This is a genomic window from Vreelandella sp. 21 (assembly GCF_050995515.1).
Taxonomy (GTDB): Bacteria; Pseudomonadota; Gammaproteobacteria; order Pseudomonadales; family Halomonadaceae; genus Vreelandella; species Vreelandella alkaliphila.
Map to the genome: position 1 here is coordinate 196173 of NZ_CP194673.1, position 20107 is coordinate 216279.

Below are 20107 nucleotides of genomic sequence, written 5' to 3' on the forward strand. Positions count from 1 at the left end.
ACACCATGGCAACGATTAATCAGCTAGTGCGCAAGCCGCGTAAGCGCCCCGTCACTAAGAGTGACGTACCTGCGCTACAGGCATGCCCGCAGAAACGTGGCGTTTGTACGCGCGTTTATACTACTACCCCTAAGAAGCCGAACTCGGCCCTTCGTAAGGTCTGCCGTGTGCGCCTTACCAACGGTTTCGAAGTGTCTTCTTACATCGGTGGTGAAGGTCACAACCTGCAAGAGCACTCTGTTGTTCTGATTCGCGGTGGTCGTGTAAAGGATTTGCCAGGTGTGCGTTATCACACCGTTCGTGGCGCCCTTGACACCTCTGGCGTACAGAACCGTAAGCAGGGTCGTTCTAAGTACGGTACCAAGCGTCCGAAGTCCTAAGGCGTCTTGTTGCGGCGTCTTATGACGCTGGCGTTGTTACCTTAATATGAATATGACGGTCTGATAAGAGTAAGGTCGGGCGGCGCAAATAGCGTAATTGGTCCCGGGTTTACCTGAAGGATCCTTAATTGAGGGCTTATCATGCCTAGAAGAAGAGTTGTAGCTAAACGCGAAATCCTGCCGGATCCTAAGTTCGGAAGTGAGCGTCTGGCGAAGTTCATGAACCACCTGATGGTCAGCGGCAAGAAGTCCATAGCTGAGCGCATCGTATACGGTGCGTTGGACAAGGTTGCCGAGCGTAGTAATGAAGAGCCGCTGGAAATCTTCGACAAAGCGCTGGAAACCATCCAGCCGATGGTCGAAGTAAAGTCGCGCCGTGTTGGTGGTGCGACCTATCAGGTGCCGGTCGAAGTTCGTCCTTCGCGTCGCCAAGCCCTAGCAATGCGCTGGTTGGTAGACGCAGCGCGTCGCCGCGGTGAGAAAACGATGGTTCAGCGCCTGGCAGGTGAAATGCTGGATGCCGCTGAAGGCAAAGGCTCGGCTGTTAAGAAGCGTGAAGATGTGCACCGTATGGCAGAAGCCAACAAGGCCTTCTCTCACTATCGTTTCTAAACTCGGCGTTTCTGAGTTTGTGTTTGATTTTGCTGGTTGTGCTGCGCTAAAGAGTTTTTTCGCCATGCTGCAACACACTGCCGCTACCTTTATGGGTGGCGGCGGTGGGACACGCAAAATGAACACTGCTGAATTAACGAGCATTGCCAACTAACGGGAGCTTCACCGTGGCACGCAAAACACCGCTTAATCGCTATCGCAACTTGGGTATTGTTGCCCACGTTGATGCAGGTAAGACAACCACGACAGAACGTGTTTTGTTTTACACTGGCGTAAACCACAAGCTGGGCGAAACCCATGAAGGTGCTTCGACTACTGACTGGATGGAGCAAGAGCAGGAGCGTGGTATTACTATCACCTCGGCTGCTGTTACTACCTTCTGGAAAGGTATGAATCACCAGTTTGATGAGCACCGCATTAATATCATCGACACCCCTGGGCACGTTGACTTCACTATCGAAGTTGAGCGTTCTTTGCGTGTTCTTGATGGTGCTGTTGTTGTACTGTGCGGTTCTTCCGGCGTTCAGCCGCAGACCGAAACCGTATGGCGCCAGGCCAATAAGTATGAAGTTCCGCGTATGGTCTTCGTTAATAAGATGGACCGTACCGGTGCAGACTTCTTCATGGTTGTTGACCAGTTGAAGGAACGCTTAGGTGCTAACGCTGTGCCAATCCAGATTAACTGGGGTACAGAGGAAGACTTTAAAGGCGTTATCGACCTGATCGAGATGAAGGCTATCCTCTGGAATGAGGCAGACTTAGGCACTTCGTATGAGCTTGTCGATATTCCTGCTGAGCTACAAGAGACTGCCGAAAAATATCGCGAGCAAATGGTCGAAGCCGCAGCTGAAGGCTCTGATGAATTGATGGATAAGTACCTCGAAGGTGGGGAACTGACCATTGAAGAAATCAAAGCAGGTCTTCGTGCGCGTACGCTGGCTAGCGAAATCGTTCTAGTGACCTGTGGTTCTGCCTTTAAGAATAAGGGTGTTCAAGCAGTCCTGGATGCGGTTGTTGAGTACCTGCCCTCACCGACAGAAGTTAAAGCAATCGAAGGTGAGCTGGACGACAAAGATGGTACCGTAGCGACCCGCGAAGCGGACGACAGTGCTCCGTTTGCGGCGTTGGCGTTTAAGATCGCTACCGACCCCTTCGTTGGTACCTTGACCTTTATTCGCGTTTACTCAGGCGTTCTTAAGTCTGGTGACGGTGTTTATAACTCCGTTAAGCAGAAGAAGGAGCGTGTTGGTCGTATCGTTCAGATGCACGCCAATACTCGTGAAGAGATTAAAGAAGTACTAGCGGGCGATATTGCAGCGTGTATTGGTCTGAAAGATGTGACTACAGGTGACACCCTGTGTGATATCGATCACAAGATCGTACTCGAGCGCATGGAGTTCCCGGATCCGGTTATCTCTGTTGCCGTAGAGCCTAAGTCGAAAGCTGACCAGGAAAAAATGGGTGTTGCACTGGGTAAATTGGCCCAGGAAGATCCTTCCTTCCAGGTGAAAACTGACGAAGAAACCGGCCAGACTATTATTTCTGGTATGGGTGAGCTGCACCTGGATATTCTTGTCGACCGTATGCGTCGCGAGTTTAAGGTTGAGGCCAATATCGGTAAGCCGCAGGTTGCTTACCGCGAAACCATCCGTGGCAGTATTGAGCAAGAAGGCAAGTTTGTGCGCCAGTCAGGTGGTCGTGGACAATACGGTCACGTGCATCTGCGCATTGAGCCGCTTGCTGCTGAAGAGAAGGGCGAAGGTGATGAAGAAATCTTCTTCAAGTTCGTCAACGAAATTGTTGGTGGTGTGGTTCCCAAGGAATACATCCCGGCAGTAGAAAAAGGTGCCTACGAACAGCTGAAGAACGGTGTCATCGCGGGTTACCCGATGATTGACGTTAAAGTCACGCTGTACGATGGCTCTTACCATGACGTGGACTCTAATGAGACTGCGTTTAAGATTGCTTCTTCCATGGCGGTTAAAGAAGGTGCCAGGAAGGCCAAGGCCGTGCTGCTGGAACCGGTGATGAAGGTCGAGGTCGTGACCCCCGAAGATTTCATGGGTGACGTCATGGGTGACCTGAACCGTCGTCGCGGTCTGGTGCAGGGCATGGATGACTCCAGCTCCGGCAAAGTCATCCGCGCAACGGTGCCGCTGGGTGAGATGTTCGGTTACGCAACCGATCTGCGCTCTCAGACCCAGGGCCGTGCGAGCTACTCTATGGAGTTCGCGAAGTACGACGAGGCGCCCTCCAGCGTCGTAGAAGCCGTCATCAACCAAAACGGTTAACCGTTAGCTAACGTAAAGAGGTTATAGCAGTGGCTAAGGAAAAATTTGAACGTTCCAAACCGCACGTCAACGTCGGCACCATCGGTCACGTCGACCACGGTAAAACGACCCTGACAGCGGCCCTAACCCGTGTGTCTGCTGAGGTTTTCGGCGGCGACTGGCGTGAGTTTGATACCATCGATAACGCTCCTGAAGAGCGCGAGCGCGGTATCACCATCGCTACGTCTCACGTTGAATATCAGTCTGAAGAGCGCCACTACGCGCACGTTGACTGCCCAGGACACGCTGACTACGTCAAGAACATGATCACCGGTGCTGCGCAGATGGATGGCGCAATCCTGGTATGTTCTGCTGCTGACGGCCCGATGCCGCAGACGCGTGAGCACATCCTGCTGTCTCGTCAGGTTGGCGTTCCGTTCATCGTTGTGTTCCTGAACAAAGCGGACATGGTTGATGACGAAGAGCTGCTTGAGCTGGTTGAGATGGAAGTTCGTGAACTCCTCGACGAGTACGACTTCCCGGGTGACGACACGCCGATCATCACTGGTTCTGCGCTGATGGCTCTGAACGGTGAAGATGAGAACGGCATGGGTACTACTGCTGTTGCGAATCTGATCAAAGCTCTGGATGAGTACATTCCTGAGCCGGAGCGTGCTATCGACCAGCCGTTCCTGATGCCGATCGAAGACGTGTTCTCTATCTCTGGCCGCGGTACTGTTGTTACCGGTCGTGTAGAGCGCGGTATCGTTAAAGCAGGCGAAGAAGTGGAAATCGTGGGTATCCGCGACACCACTAAAACCATCGTTACCGGTGTTGAAATGTTCCGTAAGCTGCTCGACGAAGGTCGTGCAGGTGAGAACGTTGGCGCCCTGCTGCGTGGTACTAAGCGTGATGACGTCGAGCGCGGCCAAGTTCTGGCTAAGCCGGGCACCATCAACCCGCACACTACCTTCGAAGCAGAAGTTTACGTACTGTCCAAAGAAGAAGGTGGTCGTCACACGCCTTTCTTCAAAGGCTACCGTCCCCAGTTCTACTTCCGTACCACTGACGTAACAGGTACCTGTGAACTGCCGGAAGGTGTTGAAATGGTAATGCCGGGCGACAACGTTAAGATGGTTGTTACCCTGATTGCTCCAATCGCTATGGACGAAGGTCTGCGCTTCGCAATTCGTGAAGGCGGTCGTACCGTTGGTGCTGGCGTTGTTGCAAAAATCGTCAAGTAAGCTTGCTTGATTGATTGATCAAGGGGGGCTCTTGCGAGCCCCCTTTTCTGCGCACCAATAGCAAATGTTTGACATGGGCTTTTGGCGTGCCTATAATGCGCATCCTTTGAATGCGTGGGTAGACGGCTCGCGCCGTCGACATCCATTGGAGTTTAGGGCAAATGCAGAACCAAAAGATTCGCATTCGGTTGAAAGCGTTCGACCATCGCCTGATTGATCAGTCCACAGCGGAAATCGTTGAAACCGCTAAGCGTACTGGTGCTCAGGTTCGTGGTCCGATCCCGCTGCCGACCAACCGCGAGCGTTACACCATCCTGATTTCACCGCACGTTAACAAAGATGCGCGTGACCAGTATGAGATTCGTACGCACAAGCGTGTGCTCGATATTGTTGAGCCAACCGAGAAAACTGTTGATGCGCTGATGAAGCTCGATCTCGCCGCTGGCGTAGACGTGCAAATCAAGCTCGACTAATTACACTAGACACTTGCGGCCCAGCGCTCATTAATTTTTAGAATGAGCAGCAGCCGCCGCGCCGTGAGGCGCCACACAATGTGCTAGTGGAATGCTCTGGAAAGGGCAGCCATAGCGGGTGATAGCCCCGTACACTATAGGAGACTGAGTATGACTATCGGTTTAGTCGGTAAAAAGGCCGGGATGACCCGTGTCTTTACCGAAGATGGCGCTTCCGTGCCCGTGACCGTTATTGAAGTTGATCCTAACCGTGTAACGCGCGTTAAGACTCTTGAGTCTGACGGTTACGCAGCGGTTCAGGTCACCACAGGTTCTCGTAAAGCCAAGCACCTCACCAAAGCGCAAGCTGGTCAGTTTGCCAAGGCGGGTGTTGAGGCTGGTCGTTCACTGATGGAATTCCGTCTTGCAGAAGGCGAAGAATCTCCGGAAGTGGGTGGCGAACTCACCGTATCCCTCTTCGAAGCTGGTCAAATGATTGATGTGACCGGCACCTCTAAGGGTAAAGGCTTCCAGGGTGCTGTTAAGCGCTGGAATTTCCGTACCCAAGACAACACGCATGGTAACTCCCTGTCGCACCGCGCGCCGGGTTCTATCGGCATGTGTCAGACTCCGGGTCGCGTATTTAAAGGCAAGAAAATGGCCGGTCAAATGGGTAATGCCCGTTGCACCGTGCAGAGCCTTGAGATCGTCCGTGTCGACGCCGAGCGTAACCTGCTGCTGATCAAAGGTGCTGTTCCGGGCGCGACCGGTAGCGATGTTATCGTTCGCAGCGCCGTGAAAGCTCGCTGAAGGGGATAATTACCAATGAATCTGAATCTTGCTGCAGGCACGGGTACCGTTGAAGTAGCCGATGCCACTTTTGGCAAAGAATTCAACGAAGCGCTGGTTCACCAGGTGGTAACCGCCTATTTGGCTGGTGGCCGTCAAGGTACCCGCGCTCAAAAGAACCGTTCCGACGTACGTGGTGGTGGTAAGAAGCCGTGGCGTCAGAAGGGTACCGGTCGTGCACGTGCCGGTACTATCCGCTCTCCGCTATGGCGCAGCGGCGGTGTGACTTTCGCGGCGCGTCCTCAGGACCATAGCCAGAAAGTAAACCGCAAAATGTACCGTGCGGCGATGCGTTCCATCCTGTCTGAGCTAGTACGTCAAGAGCGTCTTGTCGCTGTTGAAGAGTTCAGCGTTGAAGCGCCGAAGACCAAGCAGGTAGCTGCCAAGCTGAAAGAGCTCAACCTTGAGAAAGTGTTGATCGTCACCGAAGAAATTGACGAGAAGCTCTATCTGGCCGCACGCAACCTTCCCCACGTTGACGTGGTGGATGTCGCTGCAGCTGATCCGGTGAGCCTAGTAGCCTTTGATAAGGTTCTGGTCACCGTCTCCGCCCTGCGTAAATTCGAGGAGAAGCTGGCATGAACCAGGAGCGCGTATTTAAGGTTCTGCTTGGACCGCACGTGACCGAAAAGGCCGCGATGGCAGCCGAGCGCAACCAGTACGTTTTCAAGGTGGCATCTGATGCTACCAAACCCGAGATCAAGAAAGCCGTTGAAGCACTATTCGGCAAGAAGGTCGGCAGCGTTCAAGTATTGAACGTGAAGGGGAAAACTAAGCGTACTGCTCACGGCGTTGGCCTGCGTAAGGGTTACCGCAAAGCGTATGTGACCCTGGCTGCGGGTGAAACGCTCGAAGACTTCTCTGGCGCCGAATAAGGGCAGGAGTACGGATAATGGCAATCGTCAAGACCAAACCCACATCCGCCGGTCGTCGCCACGTCGTTAAGATCGTTGGTGAGGAACTGTACAAAGGCCGTGCTTATGCACCGCTTTTGGAGAAACAGTCCAAGTCCGGTGGCCGTAACAACTACGGTCGCATCACCACCCGCCACGTGGGCGGTGGTCACCGTCAGCACTACCGGTTGATTGACTTCAAACGCACCAAGGATGGCATTCCAGCCACCGTTGAGCGTCTTGAGCACGATCCGAACCGTAGTGCGCATATTGCACTACTGAAATATGCAGATGGTGAGCGTCGTTACATCATTGCACCGAAAGGTGTCAGCGCGGGTGACGTGCTGGAATCTGGTGTAAACGCGCCCATCAAAAAAGGCAATGCTTTGCCGCTGCGCAATATTCCGCTTGGTTCTACCGTTCACGGTATCGAACTGAAGCCGGGTAAAGGCGCGCAGATTGCTCGCAGTGCCGGTACTAGCGCTCAGCTGGTTGCTCGTGAAGGTAACTACGCCACCTTACGTCTTCGCTCTGGCGAAATGCGCAAAGTGTTGGCTGAGTGCCGCGCAACTCTGGGCGAAGTGAGCAACTCCGAGCACAGCCTGCGTCAACTTGGCAAGGCCGGTGCGAAGCGCTGGAGAGGCGTGCGTCCGACTGTTCGCGGTGTCGCGATGAACCCGGTGGATCACCCGCACGGTGGTGGTGAAGGCCGCACCAGTGGTGGTCGTCACCCGGTATCCCCATGGGGTGTGCCGACTAAGGGTCACAAGACGCGTAAGAACAAGCGCACCGACAAGCTGATTATCCGTCGTCGTAACAAGACGCGTTAATCGAAATTGCCAAGAACTTAAGAGGTAACGGCTGTGCCACGTTCACTAAAGAAAGGTCCCTTCATTGACCTTCATCTTTTGAAGAAGGTAGAGGCTGCAGTGGAGAAGAACGATCGCAAACCAATCAAGACTTGGTCGCGTCGTTCGATGATCCTGCCCAACATGGTAGGTCTGACTATTGCGGTCCATAACGGACGCCAGCATGTCCCGGTGCACGTCTCCGAGGAAATGGTGGGTCATAAACTTGGCGAATTCGCTGCTACTCGCACATATCGCGGGCATGCTGCGGACAAGAAAGCCAAACGGTAAGCCAGAGAGGATTAAGAGATGGAAGTCACAGCTAAGCTGAGTGGCGCTGCTTTATCCGCACAGAAGGCCCGTTTGGTGGCTGACCAGGTGCGCGGTAAACCGGTCGCCGAAGCTATTGACCTGCTGACCTTCTCACCGAAGAAGGCTGCCAAACTGGTCAAGAAAGTGCTTCAGTCCGCCATCGCGAATGCGGAAGAAAATAACGGCATGGACATCGACGAGCTGCGTGTCTCGACCATCTGTGTCGATGAGGGCGTGACGCTCAAGCGTATCAAGCCGCGCGCCAAAGGCCGTGCGGATCGTATCTTGAAGCGCACCTGCCACATCACCGTCAAGGTAGCCGAGAAGTAGGAGTCGACCAGATGGGTCAGAAAGTCAATCCAACAGGCATTCGACTGGGCATCGTCAAAGACCATGCTTCTGTCTGGTATGCCGAGCGCGGCGCTTATGCCGATAAGCTCAATAACGATCTCGAAGTGCGCAGCTTCCTGGATCAGCGTTTAAAGAACGCTTCCGTAAGCCGCATTCACATCGAGCGTCCGGCTAACAATGCCCGCATCACCATTCATACTGCCCGTCCGGGTATCGTGATTGGCAAAAAAGGTGAAGATGTCGACCGTTTGCGTCGCGATCTAACCGAGATGATGGGTGTTCCGGTTCATGTGAACATCGAAGAAGTTCGCAAGCCGGAGCTGGATGCCAAGCTAGTCGCTGCTAACGTAGCGGGTCAGCTTGAGCGTCGCGTAATGTTCCGTCGTGCTATGAAGCGCGCGGTACAGAACGCAATGCGTCTTGGCGCTGGCGGCATTAAGATTCAGCTGTCAGGTCGTCTGGGTGGTGCCGAAATCGCACGTACCGAATGGTACCGCGAAGGTCGCGTTCCGTTGCACACGTTGCGTGCGGATATCGACTACGCCACTTACGAAGCTCACACCACCTACGGCGTCATCGGCGTCAAAGTGTGGATCTTCAAGGGTGAAATCCTCGGTGGTATTGAGGAAGTACGTGCCAAGGCTAAGCAACAGCAGCCTGCCGGCAACGCGCCCAAGAAGAAAGGTTCCAGGTAAGGGGAGAGCGAGTCGATGTTACAGCCCAAGCGTATGAAATTCCGTAAGATGATGAAAGGCCGCAACCGTGGCCTGGCGCATCGCGGAAGCAAAATCAGCTTCGGGGAGTACGGTCTCAAAGCAACGGGTCGTGGCCGCATCACTGCGCGCCAGATCGAAGCAGGCCGTCGTGCGATCACACGTCACGTTAAACGTGGCGGTAAAATTTGGATCCGCGTCTTCCCTGATAAGCCGATCTCTAAGAAGCCGCTCGAAGTTCGTATGGGTAAAGGTAAAGGTTCCGTTGAGTACTGGGTAGCCCAGATCCAACCGGGTCGGGTCCTGTACGAAATTGAAGGTGTATCCGAAGAGTTGGCCCGTGAAGCATTTGAATTGGCCGCACAGAAGATGCCCTTGTCCACCACCTTTGCTAAACGGACGGTGATGTGATGAAAGCCCAGGAAATTCGTGAAAAGTCCGTAGGAGAGCTGCAAGAGCAACTCCTCGAGCTACTCCGCGAGCAGTTTAACCTGCGCATGCAGAAGGCCACTGGCCAACTGAGCCAGACTCATCTGCTCAAGCAGGTCCGCCGGGATATCGCCCGTGTGAAGACTATGCTCAACGAGAAGGCAGGTGAATAAGATGGCCGAAGAGAAAAAAACACGTACGCTCACCGGCAAGGTGGTGAGCGATAAGATGGATAAATCCATCGTCGTTATGATCGAGCGTCGTGAGCGTCACCCGATCTACGGAAAATACGTCAAGCGCTCCACCAAGCTGCACGCCCATGATGAGGCGAACCAGGCTAAGGCAGGCGATACGGTTTCCATTCAGGAGTGCCGTCCGCTTTCCAAGAAGAAAGCTTGGACGCTGGTCGAGGTGGTTGAGCAGGCTAAGGGTTAATACCTAAAGTCTGCCGATCAGTGCAGTCAGATTAGGTTTGGAGAAAACCGATGATTCAGACTCAGACAATGCTGGATGTCGCTGACAACAGCGGAGCGCGCCGGGTGCAATGCATCAAGGTGTTAGGCGGTTCACACCGTCGCTACGCTCGCGTTGGTGACGTCATTAAGGTAACGGTGAAGGAAGCGATTCCGCGCGGTAAGGTCAAAAAAGGCCAAGTGCTGAAAGCGGTAGTCGTTCGCACCCGTAGTGGCGTCCGTCGTAGTGACGGTTCGCTGATCCGTTTCGATGGAAATGCGGCGGTTTTGTTGAATAATACCAACGAACAGCCGATCGGCACGCGTATCTTCGGGCCGGTAACTCGTGAACTTCGTAATGAGAAGTTCATGAAGATCATTTCCCTAGCGCCTGAAGTGCTGTAAGGAGCGAGGCGGATATGCAAAAGATCAAACGTGACGATGAAGTCATCGTCATCGCCGGGAAGGATAAAGGCAAACGTGGCACTGTTAAGCGGGTACTAGAAAACCGCTTCGTGGTGTCCGGTGTGAATATGATTAAACGTCACACCAAGCCTAATCCCATGGCGGGAAATCAGGGCGGTATCGTCGAGCGTGAGGCTCCGATTCACGCGTCCAACGTAGCCATCTTCAATTCGGAGACCGGTAAGGCGGATCGCGTCGGCTTCCAAGTTAAGGAAGACGGTACCAAGGTACGTATCTACAAGTCGACGCAGACGCAGATCGACGCCTAACGCGAGTCGGGTAGCAAAATGGCGAACTTGAAAGAACGTTATCAAAACGAGGTCGTGGCTCAGCTCAAAGAGCAGTTCAGCTACGCCAACGTAATGCAGGTACCCCGGATCACGAAAGTGACTCTGAACATGGGTATCGGCGAAGCGGTCAGCGATAAAAAGTTGATCGACAATGCCATCGGCGACCTGGAGAAACTCTCCGGTCAAAAACCGTTGGTGACCAAGGCACGCAAGTCCATCGCGGGCTTCAAGGTGCGCGAAGGTTGGCCGATCGGTGTCAAAGTAACACTGCGCTCAGCGCGTATGTGGGACTTCCTGGACCGTTTGGTGAACATTGCGATTCCCCGCGTGCGTGACTTCCGTGGTCTCAATCCGAAGTCTTTTGACGGTCGCGGCAATTACTCAATGGGTGTGCGTGAGCAGATCATCTTCCCGGAGATCGAGTATGATAAGATCGATCGCATCCGGGGGCTGGACGTCACTATCACTACTACCGCCAACACCGACGAGGAAGGTCGTGCGCTACTAGCGGCACTGAACTTCCCGTTTAAGAAATAAGGGTTGGATCATGGCTAAGAAAAGTATGATAGAGCGCGAGCTCAAGCGTACTCAGCTAGTCGAGAAGTATGCGGCTAAGCGCGCAGAGCTCAAGAAAATCATCTTGGACGTGAACGCTTCTGAAGAAGAACGTTTCGAGGCGACGCTGAAGCTGCAGCAACTGCCGCGCGACTCAAGCCCGGTGCGTCAGCGTAACCGCTGCCGCGTGACTGGCCGTCCGCACGGTTTTTACAACAAGTTCGGCCTTGGCCGTAACAAGCTGCGTGAAGCCGCCATGCGTGGCGACGTCCCTGGCCTGAAAAAGTCCAGCTGGTAACGTCACGTCGAATCATCAGGAGCGCACATTAAATGAGCATGCAAGACACTCTAGCGGATATGTTTACCCGTATCCGCAATGCGCAGATGGCCACCAAGGAGACGGCTACCATGCCGTCCTCCAAGCTGAAAGTGGAAGTGGCCCGCGTGTTAAAGGAAGAAGGCTACATTACCGACTTTACGGTGGCTGAAGGCGTTAAACCCGAGCTGACCGTTACTCTCAAGTATTTTGAGGGTAAGCCGGTTATTGAGCACATTCAACGGGTTTCCAAGCCGTCTCTGCGCCAGTACAAGGGCAAAGACAACCTGCCTAAGGTCGCCGATGGTCTGGGTATCGCGATTGTCACCACCTCTAATGGTGTCATGACCGATCGTGCCGCGCGCCAAGCAGGCGTCGGTGGCGAAGTCATCTGCACCGTATTCTAGGAGGCTGGAATGTCCCGCATAGCGAAATATCCGGTTAAAGTGCCTGCTGGTGTCGAGATTAAAATCGACGCTGGCCAGCTGACCGCCAAAGGCGGCCAGGGCACGCTATCTATGCCCATTCACCAGGACGTGGTGATTGGTCAAGAAGATGGCCAGCTGACCTTCGCCCCGAGTGAGTCTGCCAAGAGCTGGGCAATGGCCGGTACTACCCGCGCCTTGGTTCAGAACCTGGTAACGGGCGTATCCGAGGGTTTCACAAAAACTCTCGAAATTGTAGGCGTCGGTTATCGTGCCCAAGCTAAGGGCCAGACGCTCAATCTTTCACTGGGCTTCTCGCACCCGGTCGACTATGAACTGCCTAAGGGTGTCTCAGCGGAAACGCCGAAGAACACCGTGATCGTGCTGAAAAGCGCGGACAAGCAGATGCTCGGCCAGTGCGCCGCGGAAATCCGCGCCTTCCGTCCCCCTGAGCCGTATAAAGGCAAGGGTGTTCGGTACGCCGACGAGCAGGTGCGTCGCAAAGAAGCCAAGAAGAAGTAAGGCAGGGTTATGAACGCGAAGAAAGAATCTCGTCTCCGTCGTGCCCGCCGCGCTCGCGCAAAGATCCGCGAGCTGGGCGTGTATCGCCTGTGCGTCAACCGTACCCCGCGTCACATCTATGCGCAGATTATCTCGCCGGATGGTGGCAAAGTGCTAGCCAGTGCTTCTACGCTGGACAAAGCACTGCGCGAGGGTGCGACTGGCAACGCAGAAGCCGCCTCTAAGGTTGGCGCTCTGATTGCTGAACGCGCTAAAGAAGCAGGCATCACCCAGGTGGCCTTCGATCGTGCTGGCTTTAAGTATCACGGTCGCGTTAAGGCTCTGGCCGACGCCGCACGTGAAGGCGGCCTGGAATTCTAAAGGGTTTTACGATGGCGAAGAACGAACAGCAAAGCGGTGATCTGCAAGAGAAGTTAGTGCAGGTCAACCGCGTCGCCAAGGTGGTCAAAGGTGGTCGTATTTTCGGCTTCACCGCGCTGACCGTCGTTGGTGATGGTAAAGGTCGTGTCGGTTTTGGTCGTGGCAAGGCGCGTGAAGTGCCTGTTGCGATCCAGAAAGCGATGGATCAAGCTCGTCGCAACATGGTCAAGGTTAACCTTGCAGGCCATACGCTTCAGTACCCGATAAAAGCCCGTCACGGTGCTTCTAAGGTGTACATGCAGCCGGCTTCTGAAGGTACCGGTATCATCGCTGGCGGCGCCATGCGCTCTGTACTAGAGCTCGCTGGTGTCCATGATGTACTGGCCAAGTGCTACGGTTCCACCAACCCGGTTAACGTGGTGCGAGCGACTGTTAAAGGTCTCTCCTCCATGCAAGCACCGGAAGACATTGCCGCTAAGCGCGGTCTGTCTGTCGAAGCGATCACGGGGTAAGGCACCATGGCAGCAACGATCAAGGTTACCCAGATCCGCAGCACCATCGGCGTTTTGCCCAAGCACAAGGCTACTATGAAGGGCCTGGGTCTGCGTCGCATCGGTCATACGGTTGAGCTGGAAGACACCCCTGCCGTACGCGGCATGATCCACAAGGTTAACTACCTTGTGCGCGTTGAGGGAGAGTAATCCATGAAACTCAATACCCTGAGCCCGGCACCGGGCTCCAAACACGCTGAAAAGCGCGTTGGTCGTGGTATCGGCTCCGGTCTTGGTAAGACCGGTGGCCGTGGCCACAAAGGTCAGAAATCTCGCAGTGGCGGCAGCGTCAAGCCTGGTTTCGAAGGCGGTCAGATGCCATTGCAGCGTCGTTTGCCGAAGTTCGGCTTTACGTCTGCTAAGTCATTGGTATCTGAAGAAGTACGTCTGGCTGAACTTGCTAAGGTTGCCGGTGACGAAGTCACTATGGAAACTCTGAAGCAAGCCAACGTGCTAAAGGATGCGACGCTTCATGCGAAGATCATCCTTTCTGGCGAACTGAAAAAGGCGGTTACCGTTCGTGGTATCAAGGTCACCAAGGGTGCCCGTGAAGCGATCGAAGCCGCCGGCGGCAAGGTAGAGGACTAAATGGCCAAGTCAGGAAATATGCCGGCGATGGGCAGCGGTCTGAGTGAACTGTGGGCGCGTTTGCGCTTCGTGCTCCTCGCCATCGTGGTGTACCGTATTGGTGCCCACATTCCCGTTCCCGGTATCAATCCTGACCAGCTTGCTGCCTTGTTTAGGGAGCAACAGGGCACCATTCTAGGCATGTTTAACATGTTCTCGGGTGGCGCCCTGGAGCGCATGAGCGTCCTCGCCCTGGGCATAATGCCCTACATTTCGGCGTCGATTATCATGCAGCTCATGACTGCGGTCTCCCCTCATCTTGAACAGCTCAAGAAAGAGGGTGAGGCTGGCCGCCGCAAGATTAGCCAGTACACGCGCTACGGCACGGTGATACTGGCTTTCGTCCAGGCTACCGGTATGTCCGTCGGTCTGGCTAGCCAAGGCATCGCATACAGCGCTGACTTCAGCTTCTTTTTCACCGCCGTGATTACATTTGTATCAGGCGCGGTGTTTATGATGTGGCTAGGTGAGCAGATCACCGAGAAGGGCATCGGCAACGGTATTTCGCTGTTGATCTTCGCGGGGATCGTCGCTGGGCTGCCCAGTGCCGTTGGGCAAGCGTTCGAGCTTGCTCGTAATGAAGGTGCCTGGAATGTTCTTCCGCTGTTAGCGCTGTCAGTGCTAGGTATTGCTACCGTTGCGTTTGTGGTGTTCATTGAGCGCGGTCAACGCCGCTTGAAAGTGAACTACCCCAGGCGCCAGGTCGGCAATAAGATGTATGCAGGCCAAAGCAGCTACCTGCCTTTGAAAGTGAATATGGCTGGTGTTATTCCAGCAATCTTCGCTTCCAGTATTTTACTCTTCCCGGCCTCTATTGGTCAGTGGGTGGGTGCTGGCGAAGGAATGGAGTGGTTACAGCGTGCATCACAAGCGTTAGGCCCCGGCCAACCGCTTTACATCTTGCTTTTCGCGGCGGCAGTGGTATTCTTCTGCTTCTTTTACACAGCGCTGGTCTTCAACCCCAAGGATGTGGCTGACAATCTTAAAAAGTCAGGCGCCTTCCTGCCGGGCATTCGCCCCGGCGAGCAGACCGCTCGCTATATCGATAAAGTAATGACTCGTCTTACTTTGTTCGGTGCCTTGTATATCACTGCGGTTTCCTTGATGCCCCAGTTCTTGATCGTTGCGTGGAACGTGCCGTTTTTCTTCGGCGGAACTTCGCTTCTGATCGTGGTTGTGGTCATCATGGACTTCATGGCCCAGGTGCAGTCGCATCTCATGTCGCATCAATATGACTCGGTGATGAAGAAGTCCAACCTGAAAGGCTACGGTAGCGGCGGCATTATGCGCTGAGGCGCGCCGTTGCGATTTGGAGAGAACGATGAAAGTTCGAGCTTCCGTAAAGAAGATGTGCCGTAATTGTAAGATCATTCGACGCAATGGCGCTGTCCGCGTCATTTGTATCGAACCGCGGCACAAACAGCGCCAGGGTTAATACCTGGGTTGTTTTTAAGCGGGTGCCGGCATACCCCTTGCCATAAGGCTTATAAAGGGGTATGCTGTTGCGCCTTTTGTAGATGAATAAACGAGCAAGCCGCTCAAATTTCGGAGTAAGCTGATGGCCCGTATTGCAGGCGTCAATATCCCGGACAACAAGCATGCGGCGATCTCGCTGACCTATATCTTCGGGATTGGCCGTACCCGCGCTCAGCACGTTTGTGCTGCTGCCGGTATCGCGCCTACTACCAAGATCCAGGATCTATCTAGCGATGAGCTGGATACCCTGCGTTCTGAAGTTGGTAAGTACACCGTAGAAGGCGACCTTCGTCGTGATGTTACGCTTAACATTAAGCGTCTCATGGACTTAGGCTGCTACCGTGGTCTGCGTCATCGTCGTAGTCTTCCGCTGCGTGGTCAGCGGACTAAGACTAACGCGCGTACCCGTAAGGGCCCGCGTAAGCCGATCCGCAAATAACACGCAGGCTCTTTAATAGAGAGCTGACGTTAAGACAGGAATAGACATCAACATGGCTAACCCGCGTAGTAACCGTAAAAAGGTTAAAAAGCAGGTAGTGGACGCCGTAGCGCATATCCACGCCTCTTTTAACAACACGATCGTGACGATCACAGACCGCCAGGGCAACGCTCTTTCTTGGGCGACAGCCGGTGGTTCGGGTTTTCGTGGTTCTCGCAAGAGCACCCCGTTCGCTGCTCAAGTGGCAAGTGAGCGTGCAGCAACTGCTGCAGCCGAGTATGGTGTGAAAAACGTAGACGTGCTGGTCAAGGGCCCCGGTCCAGGCCGTGAATCCGCCGTGCGCGCTCTCAATGCCGCCGGCTTCCGCGTGCAAAGCATCACTGACGCGACGCCCATTCCTCATAATGGCTGCCGTCCGCCTAAGAAACGCCGCGTTTAAGGAGACAGATTCATGGCTCGTTATATTGGACCGAAGTGCAAACTGTCTCGTCGTGAAGGCACCGACCTCTTTTTAAAGAGCGGTGTTACTCCCTTCGAGAAAAAGTGTAAATCCGAGCAGATCCCGGGTGTACACGGCCAGCGTCGTCAGCGTCTTTCCGACTACGGCTTGCAGCTTCGTGAGAAGCAGAAAGTACGCCGTATGTATGGCGTACTCGAAAAGCAGTTCCGCAACTACTACAAAGAAGCCGCTCGCCTGAAAGGTGCGACTGGTGAAGTATTGTTGCAGTTGCTTGAATCCCGACTGGATAACGTCGTCTACCGCATGGGCTTTGGCTCGACTCGCTCTGAAGCGCGTCAGCTGGTCAGCCACAAGGCGATTTCCGTGAACGGCCGCACCGTTAACGTTGCTTCCTACCAAGTGAAGCCCGGTGACGTTGTTTCTGTTCGCGAAAAGGCGAAGAACCAAGCACGTATTCAACACTCGTTGACCATTGCGGCCAACCGTGGCGATATCGCTTGGATCGAAATCGACGCCAAGAAGATGGAAGGCACTTTCAAGGCTCTGCCTGAACGCGGTGACCTGACTGCCGACATCAACGAAAACCTGATCGTCGAGCTGTACTCCAAGTAAGCAGTTTGATTTACATTTCTGCTTCTTGAGACCTGGGCGGGGTAGCAAAGCTAACCGCCCAGATGCTCTTGAGTAGTGTGCTCTAGAGTACTCAGTATCCGTTTGGCAGCCTGAAAGGTGTTCATATGCAGCGTTCAGTGACAGAGTTTCTTCGTCCTCGTGACATCAAGGTCGAAGAAATCAGCGCACATCATGCCAAAATCGTTCTCGAACCGTTCGAGCGCGGCTTTGGTCACACCCTGGGGAATGCACTTCGTCGCATTCTGCTTTCGTCCATGCCCGGCGCTGCCGTGGTAGAGGCTGAAATTGCCGGTGTAGAGCACGAATACAGTGCGCTCGAAGGGGTGCAGGAAGATGTCATCGAAATCCTCCTGAACTTGAAAGATGTTGCGATCAAGATGCACAGCCGCGATGAGGCGGTGCTCTCGCTGAACAAGCAGGGCCCAGCTGTCGTCACCGCTGGCGACATTGCGCTTGATCATAGCGTCGAAATCGTCAACCCGGATCACGTCATTGCTCATGTCAATGAAGGTGCCGAGCTGAAAATTCAGCTTAAGGTAGCGCTGGGTCGTGGTTACGAACCGGCTGACGCTCGTGGCTCTGATGAAGAGACACGTGCAATTGGCCGCCTGCAGCTGGATGCCACCTTCAGCCCTGTTCGCCGTGTTTCCTATTCGGTTGAAGCCGCTCGTGTTGAGCAGCGCACCGACCTCGATAAGTTAATTATCGATCTGGAAACCGACGGTACACTGGATCCGGAAGAGGCTATCCGTCGCAGTGCGACCATTCTGCAAGAGCAGCTGGCCGCCTTCGTCGACCTGGAAGCTGATAAAGAGCAGGAAGTCGAAGAGGAAGAGGATCTTGTTGATCCTATCCTATTGCGCCCCGTAGACGATCTTGAGTTGACAGTTCGCAGCGCTAACTGCCTAAAAGCCGAGAATATTTACTACATTGGTGATCTTATCCAGCGCACTGAAGTTGAGCTGCTGAAGACACCGAATCTTGGTAAAAAGTCTTTGAATGAAATCAAAGACGTATTGGCAGCGCGCGGCTTGTCCCTCGGCATGCGGCTGGAAAATTGGCCACCCGCTAGCCTGAAGGACGACAAGGCCTCCGCGTGAGTGTCGACTCGAGTCCCAGTTTGGTAAGGAATTACAACCATGCGTCATCGTAAGAGTGGTCGTCATCTGAATCGTACCAGCTCGCATCGTCAGGCCATGTTCAAGAACATGTCTGTCTCGCTGGTCGAACATGAAGTCATCAAGACAACCCTGCCTAAGGCCAAGGAATTGCGTCGCGTTATCGAGCCGCTAATTACCCTAGCCAAGCAGGATAGCGTTGCAAACCGCCGTTTGGCATTTGCCCGCACGCGCTCCAAAGAAGCCGTCGGCAAACTGTTCAACGAGCTAGGTCCGCGTTATGCCGAGCGTCCGGGTGGTTACATCCGCATCCTCAAGTGCGGTTACCGCACAGGCGACAACGCGCCCATGGCGTTCGTTGAGCTGGTTGACCGTCCGGTTGTTGAAGAAGCAGCTGCAGAAGAGTAAGTCTCTGCGTTGTTGCTCAACAAAATGAAAGCCGACCCCTTAGGGTCGGTTTTTTTTGGTCTATTCATTTCATTGCGTTTTCAACTTTTATACTGCTTTCTTAATTCACTTGAAGAGTTACCGTGCTAGTCTTAGATTTCTTAGTGTGGCAAGTAGATTAATGGTTGGTAGTGTGACATCACAGCAAAACAAGAAAGGGGCATGTATGGCAACAAGGGGAATATGCGCAACGATCGTCGCGCGTTGGTGGCTTCCGCTGTCGTTAATGGTATTGCTGCTAAGCACAATATCGAGTGCTCATGCAAATCCGCGTTATGCTGGGATTGTTGTGGATTTGGAAAACGGAGAGGTGCTGTACGCCGAGAATGCCGATGAGCGTCGCTACCCCGCATCGTTAACCAAAATGATGACGCTTTATCTTACATTTGAAGCATTGGAGAGTGGCCAGCTCAGTCTTAATCAGCCGCTTCCTGTGTCTGCTCAAGCTGCCGCCATGCCTGCTGTAAAACTGTGGCTTTCTGCAGGTAGTACCATTCCTGTTGATTCTGCTATTCGTGCGTTGGCAGTGCGCTCTGCTAATGATGTTGCCGTCGTGGTGGCTGAAGCATTAGGTGGTAGCGAGCAGCGTTTCGCTCAGCTGATGACCGCAAAAGCGCGCGAGCTAGGCATGAATGCCACCACGTTCCGTAATGCCTCGGGTCTACCTGATGATCAGCAGGTCACCACGGCACGGGATATGGTGACACTCTCTGTGCGCGTGATGCAGGACTTCCCACAGTACTACCACTACTTTGGGCTCCAGGAGTTCACCTATCGTGGTACCCGGCACACCAGCCATAACCGCTTAGTGAAAAACTACCCCGGTGCAGATGGCCTTAAAACCGGCTTCATTCGTGCATCTGGTTTCAATGTAGCGACAACGGCCGTCCACGGGGATCGCCGTATGGTGGGCGTTGTTATGGGTGGCTTTAGTGGGTCATCTCGTGATTCTCATATGGCCAACCTGTTAGACCGTAGCTTTGCTCGTGCAGCGCTGCGTGACCAGCAAACGTGGCTGGCCAATACCACTTTTTCTAGAGAGTTTATGGCTTTCTCTGGCTCTAACGCGCCTAGCCAACGCCCCATGTCGACACCGCCAGCCTCTAATCGCCCTGTCATGGCCAGTAATGTAACGATTTCGAATAATACAGCGGCTTCGAATAATTTGGCAGCGACAACCCTTTCTCCTTCACCAGCGTCTGCACCGGCTGTTGAAATTGAAGATCGTCTCGCGCGCTCAATGGAGGCACCGACAGAAGTTCCTGTCACCCGTAGACCAGACCCGGTGAACGCTTTTATTGAACGTGAGCGCGAATTGGCAGCTACGCCTCAACGGTCTGTTACTGCTGGTGATTGGGGTATCCAGGTAGGTGCTTTTAGCCAGGCAGCGCGAGCAGAGCAGTTGGCACGTCAGGCAGCGCAGCGCCTGCCTCATGAAGTGGGGGGGCGGGTTGCTATCGATACTTTAGCTGGTCAAACGCCGGTATTCCGCGCCAGGGTTGTCGCCTTGGACGAAGCACGCGCCAGACGCGCTTGTAGAACGCTCCAGGCGCAGGGGATGGAGTGCATGGTGGTCAACGCAAGTTTGTAAAGCCACGTTAGATCCGCAGCCCCGTCA

General features: G+C 54.1%; 33 protein-coding genes. All 33 read left to right on the forward strand.

From position 1 onward, the window contains the following. Nucleotides 1-5 precede the first annotated feature (5 nt). Nucleotides 6-380 (forward strand): 30S ribosomal protein S12, encoded by a 375-nt coding sequence (gene rpsL, locus ACN06F_RS00880; protein WP_009098973.1) that lies wholly within the window; start codon nucleotides 6-8, stop codon nucleotides 378-380. Nucleotides 381-521: 141 nt separating this feature from the next. Further along, complete coding sequence (gene rpsG / locus ACN06F_RS00885; protein ID WP_009098975.1) at nucleotides 522-992, forward strand: 30S ribosomal protein S7; 471 nt, start codon at nucleotides 522-524, stop codon at nucleotides 990-992. Between the two features lie 167 nt (nucleotides 993-1159). Then, the gene (gene fusA, locus ACN06F_RS00890) at nucleotides 1160-3283 is read left to right on the forward strand and encodes an elongation factor G (protein WP_253486406.1); all 2124 of its coding nucleotides are present in this window, start codon (nucleotides 1160-1162) and stop codon (nucleotides 3281-3283) included. 29 nt (nucleotides 3284-3312) lie between these two features. After that, nucleotides 3313-4506 carry an elongation factor Tu gene (gene tuf / locus ACN06F_RS00895; RefSeq protein WP_206048526.1) on the forward strand — a complete coding sequence of 398 codons (1194 nt, stop codon included), beginning with the start codon at nucleotides 3313-3315 and terminating at the stop codon, nucleotides 4504-4506. Nucleotides 4507-4667: 161 nt separating this feature from the next. Next, the gene (rpsJ, locus tag ACN06F_RS00900) at nucleotides 4668-4979 is read left to right on the forward strand and encodes a 30S ribosomal protein S10 (RefSeq protein ID WP_009098983.1); all 312 of its coding nucleotides are present in this window, start codon (nucleotides 4668-4670) and stop codon (nucleotides 4977-4979) included. A 150-nt stretch (nucleotides 4980-5129) separates the two neighbouring features. Then, nucleotides 5130-5768 (forward strand): 50S ribosomal protein L3, encoded by a 639-nt coding sequence (rplC, locus tag ACN06F_RS00905; protein WP_009723904.1) that lies wholly within the window; start codon nucleotides 5130-5132, stop codon nucleotides 5766-5768. A gap of 15 nt (nucleotides 5769-5783) precedes the next feature. After that, nucleotides 5784-6389, forward strand: a complete 606-nt coding sequence (rplD, locus tag ACN06F_RS00910) for a 50S ribosomal protein L4 (RefSeq protein ID WP_038480381.1) — start codon at nucleotides 5784-5786, stop codon at nucleotides 6387-6389. Beyond that, on the forward strand, nucleotides 6386-6682 hold the full coding sequence (rplW, locus tag ACN06F_RS00915) for a 50S ribosomal protein L23 (RefSeq protein WP_009723902.1): 297 nt from the start codon (nucleotides 6386-6388) through the stop codon (nucleotides 6680-6682). Before rplD ends, rplW begins: the two co-directional genes overlap by 4 nt. A gap of 17 nt (nucleotides 6683-6699) precedes the next feature. Beyond that, nucleotides 6700-7530: a 50S ribosomal protein L2 gene (rplB, locus tag ACN06F_RS00920; protein WP_009723901.1), complete on the forward strand. Its 831-nt coding sequence runs from the start codon at nucleotides 6700-6702 to the stop codon at nucleotides 7528-7530. A gap of 33 nt (nucleotides 7531-7563) precedes the next feature. After that, complete coding sequence (gene rpsS, locus ACN06F_RS00925) at nucleotides 7564-7839, forward strand: 30S ribosomal protein S19 (RefSeq protein ID WP_009098993.1); 276 nt, start codon at nucleotides 7564-7566, stop codon at nucleotides 7837-7839. 18 nt (nucleotides 7840-7857) lie between these two features. After that, nucleotides 7858-8190: a 50S ribosomal protein L22 gene (rplV, locus tag ACN06F_RS00930; RefSeq protein WP_038480386.1), complete on the forward strand. Its 333-nt coding sequence runs from the start codon at nucleotides 7858-7860 to the stop codon at nucleotides 8188-8190. Nucleotides 8191-8201: 11 nt separating this feature from the next. After that, nucleotides 8202-8906, forward strand: a complete 705-nt coding sequence (gene rpsC / locus ACN06F_RS00935; RefSeq protein ID WP_038480389.1) for a 30S ribosomal protein S3 — start codon at nucleotides 8202-8204, stop codon at nucleotides 8904-8906. Between the two features lie 15 nt (nucleotides 8907-8921). Beyond that, complete coding sequence (gene rplP / locus ACN06F_RS00940; protein ID WP_007112000.1) at nucleotides 8922-9335, forward strand: 50S ribosomal protein L16; 414 nt, start codon at nucleotides 8922-8924, stop codon at nucleotides 9333-9335. Continuing rightward, on the forward strand, nucleotides 9335-9526 hold the full coding sequence (gene rpmC / locus ACN06F_RS00945) for a 50S ribosomal protein L29 (protein ID WP_009723898.1): 192 nt from the start codon (nucleotides 9335-9337) through the stop codon (nucleotides 9524-9526). The genes rplP and rpmC overlap by 1 nt, the downstream gene beginning before the upstream one ends. A gap of 1 nt (nucleotide 9527) precedes the next feature. Next, the gene (gene rpsQ / locus ACN06F_RS00950; RefSeq protein ID WP_009723897.1) at nucleotides 9528-9788 is read left to right on the forward strand and encodes a 30S ribosomal protein S17; all 261 of its coding nucleotides are present in this window, start codon (nucleotides 9528-9530) and stop codon (nucleotides 9786-9788) included. Nucleotides 9789-9838: 50 nt separating this feature from the next. Next, on the forward strand, nucleotides 9839-10210 hold the full coding sequence (gene rplN / locus ACN06F_RS00955) for a 50S ribosomal protein L14 (RefSeq protein ID WP_009723896.1): 372 nt from the start codon (nucleotides 9839-9841) through the stop codon (nucleotides 10208-10210). 14 nt (nucleotides 10211-10224) lie between these two features. Beyond that, nucleotides 10225-10539: a 50S ribosomal protein L24 gene (gene rplX / locus ACN06F_RS00960; RefSeq protein ID WP_009723895.1), complete on the forward strand. Its 315-nt coding sequence runs from the start codon at nucleotides 10225-10227 to the stop codon at nucleotides 10537-10539. Between the two features lie 18 nt (nucleotides 10540-10557). Then, entirely contained in the window at nucleotides 10558-11097 is a 540-nt protein-coding gene (gene rplE, locus ACN06F_RS00965) for a 50S ribosomal protein L5 (RefSeq protein WP_009723894.1), read from the forward strand. 10 nt (nucleotides 11098-11107) lie between these two features. Next, nucleotides 11108-11413: a 30S ribosomal protein S14 gene (gene rpsN / locus ACN06F_RS00970; protein WP_038480396.1), complete on the forward strand. Its 306-nt coding sequence runs from the start codon at nucleotides 11108-11110 to the stop codon at nucleotides 11411-11413. Nucleotides 11414-11445: 32 nt separating this feature from the next. After that, nucleotides 11446-11838, forward strand: coding sequence for a 30S ribosomal protein S8 (rpsH, locus tag ACN06F_RS00975; protein ID WP_009723892.1), 393 nt, complete (start codon nucleotides 11446-11448; stop codon nucleotides 11836-11838). Between the two features lie 9 nt (nucleotides 11839-11847). Next, on the forward strand, nucleotides 11848-12378 hold the full coding sequence (rplF, locus tag ACN06F_RS00980) for a 50S ribosomal protein L6 (RefSeq protein WP_038480399.1): 531 nt from the start codon (nucleotides 11848-11850) through the stop codon (nucleotides 12376-12378). A gap of 9 nt (nucleotides 12379-12387) precedes the next feature. After that, complete coding sequence (rplR, locus tag ACN06F_RS00985) at nucleotides 12388-12738, forward strand: 50S ribosomal protein L18 (RefSeq protein WP_009723890.1); 351 nt, start codon at nucleotides 12388-12390, stop codon at nucleotides 12736-12738. Between the two features lie 11 nt (nucleotides 12739-12749). Then, entirely contained in the window at nucleotides 12750-13250 is a 501-nt protein-coding gene (gene rpsE, locus ACN06F_RS00990; protein ID WP_009723889.1) for a 30S ribosomal protein S5, read from the forward strand. Nucleotides 13251-13256: 6 nt separating this feature from the next. Then, nucleotides 13257-13439, forward strand: a complete 183-nt coding sequence (rpmD, locus tag ACN06F_RS00995; RefSeq protein WP_009723888.1) for a 50S ribosomal protein L30 — start codon at nucleotides 13257-13259, stop codon at nucleotides 13437-13439. Nucleotides 13440-13442: 3 nt separating this feature from the next. Beyond that, nucleotides 13443-13877, forward strand: coding sequence for a 50S ribosomal protein L15 (rplO, locus tag ACN06F_RS01000; RefSeq protein WP_038480402.1), 435 nt, complete (start codon nucleotides 13443-13445; stop codon nucleotides 13875-13877). After that, nucleotides 13878-15209: a preprotein translocase subunit SecY gene (gene secY, locus ACN06F_RS01005; protein ID WP_038480406.1), complete on the forward strand. Its 1332-nt coding sequence runs from the start codon at nucleotides 13878-13880 to the stop codon at nucleotides 15207-15209. A 28-nt stretch (nucleotides 15210-15237) separates the two neighbouring features. Beyond that, nucleotides 15238-15351, forward strand: a complete 114-nt coding sequence (gene rpmJ, locus ACN06F_RS01010) for a 50S ribosomal protein L36 (RefSeq protein WP_009099023.1) — start codon at nucleotides 15238-15240, stop codon at nucleotides 15349-15351. Nucleotides 15352-15474: 123 nt separating this feature from the next. Further along, a complete protein-coding gene (gene rpsM, locus ACN06F_RS01015) occupies nucleotides 15475-15831 on the forward strand; it encodes a 30S ribosomal protein S13 (protein WP_009723884.1) in 357 nt (118 codons plus the stop codon). Nucleotides 15832-15883: 52 nt separating this feature from the next. Then, nucleotides 15884-16270 (forward strand): 30S ribosomal protein S11, encoded by a 387-nt coding sequence (rpsK, locus tag ACN06F_RS01020; RefSeq protein ID WP_009723883.1) that lies wholly within the window; start codon nucleotides 15884-15886, stop codon nucleotides 16268-16270. Nucleotides 16271-16282: 12 nt separating this feature from the next. Next, nucleotides 16283-16903, forward strand: coding sequence for a 30S ribosomal protein S4 (rpsD, locus tag ACN06F_RS01025; protein WP_009723882.1), 621 nt, complete (start codon nucleotides 16283-16285; stop codon nucleotides 16901-16903). Between the two features lie 125 nt (nucleotides 16904-17028). Next, nucleotides 17029-18024 (forward strand): DNA-directed RNA polymerase subunit alpha, encoded by a 996-nt coding sequence (locus tag ACN06F_RS01030; RefSeq protein ID WP_009723881.1) that lies wholly within the window; start codon nucleotides 17029-17031, stop codon nucleotides 18022-18024. A gap of 39 nt (nucleotides 18025-18063) precedes the next feature. Beyond that, nucleotides 18064-18450 (forward strand): 50S ribosomal protein L17, encoded by a 387-nt coding sequence (gene rplQ / locus ACN06F_RS01035; protein ID WP_009723880.1) that lies wholly within the window; start codon nucleotides 18064-18066, stop codon nucleotides 18448-18450. A 205-nt stretch (nucleotides 18451-18655) separates the two neighbouring features. Then, complete coding sequence (locus tag ACN06F_RS01040) at nucleotides 18656-20080, forward strand: serine hydrolase (protein WP_193061469.1); 1425 nt, start codon at nucleotides 18656-18658, stop codon at nucleotides 20078-20080. The last annotated feature ends 27 nt before the right edge of the window (nucleotides 20081-20107 follow it).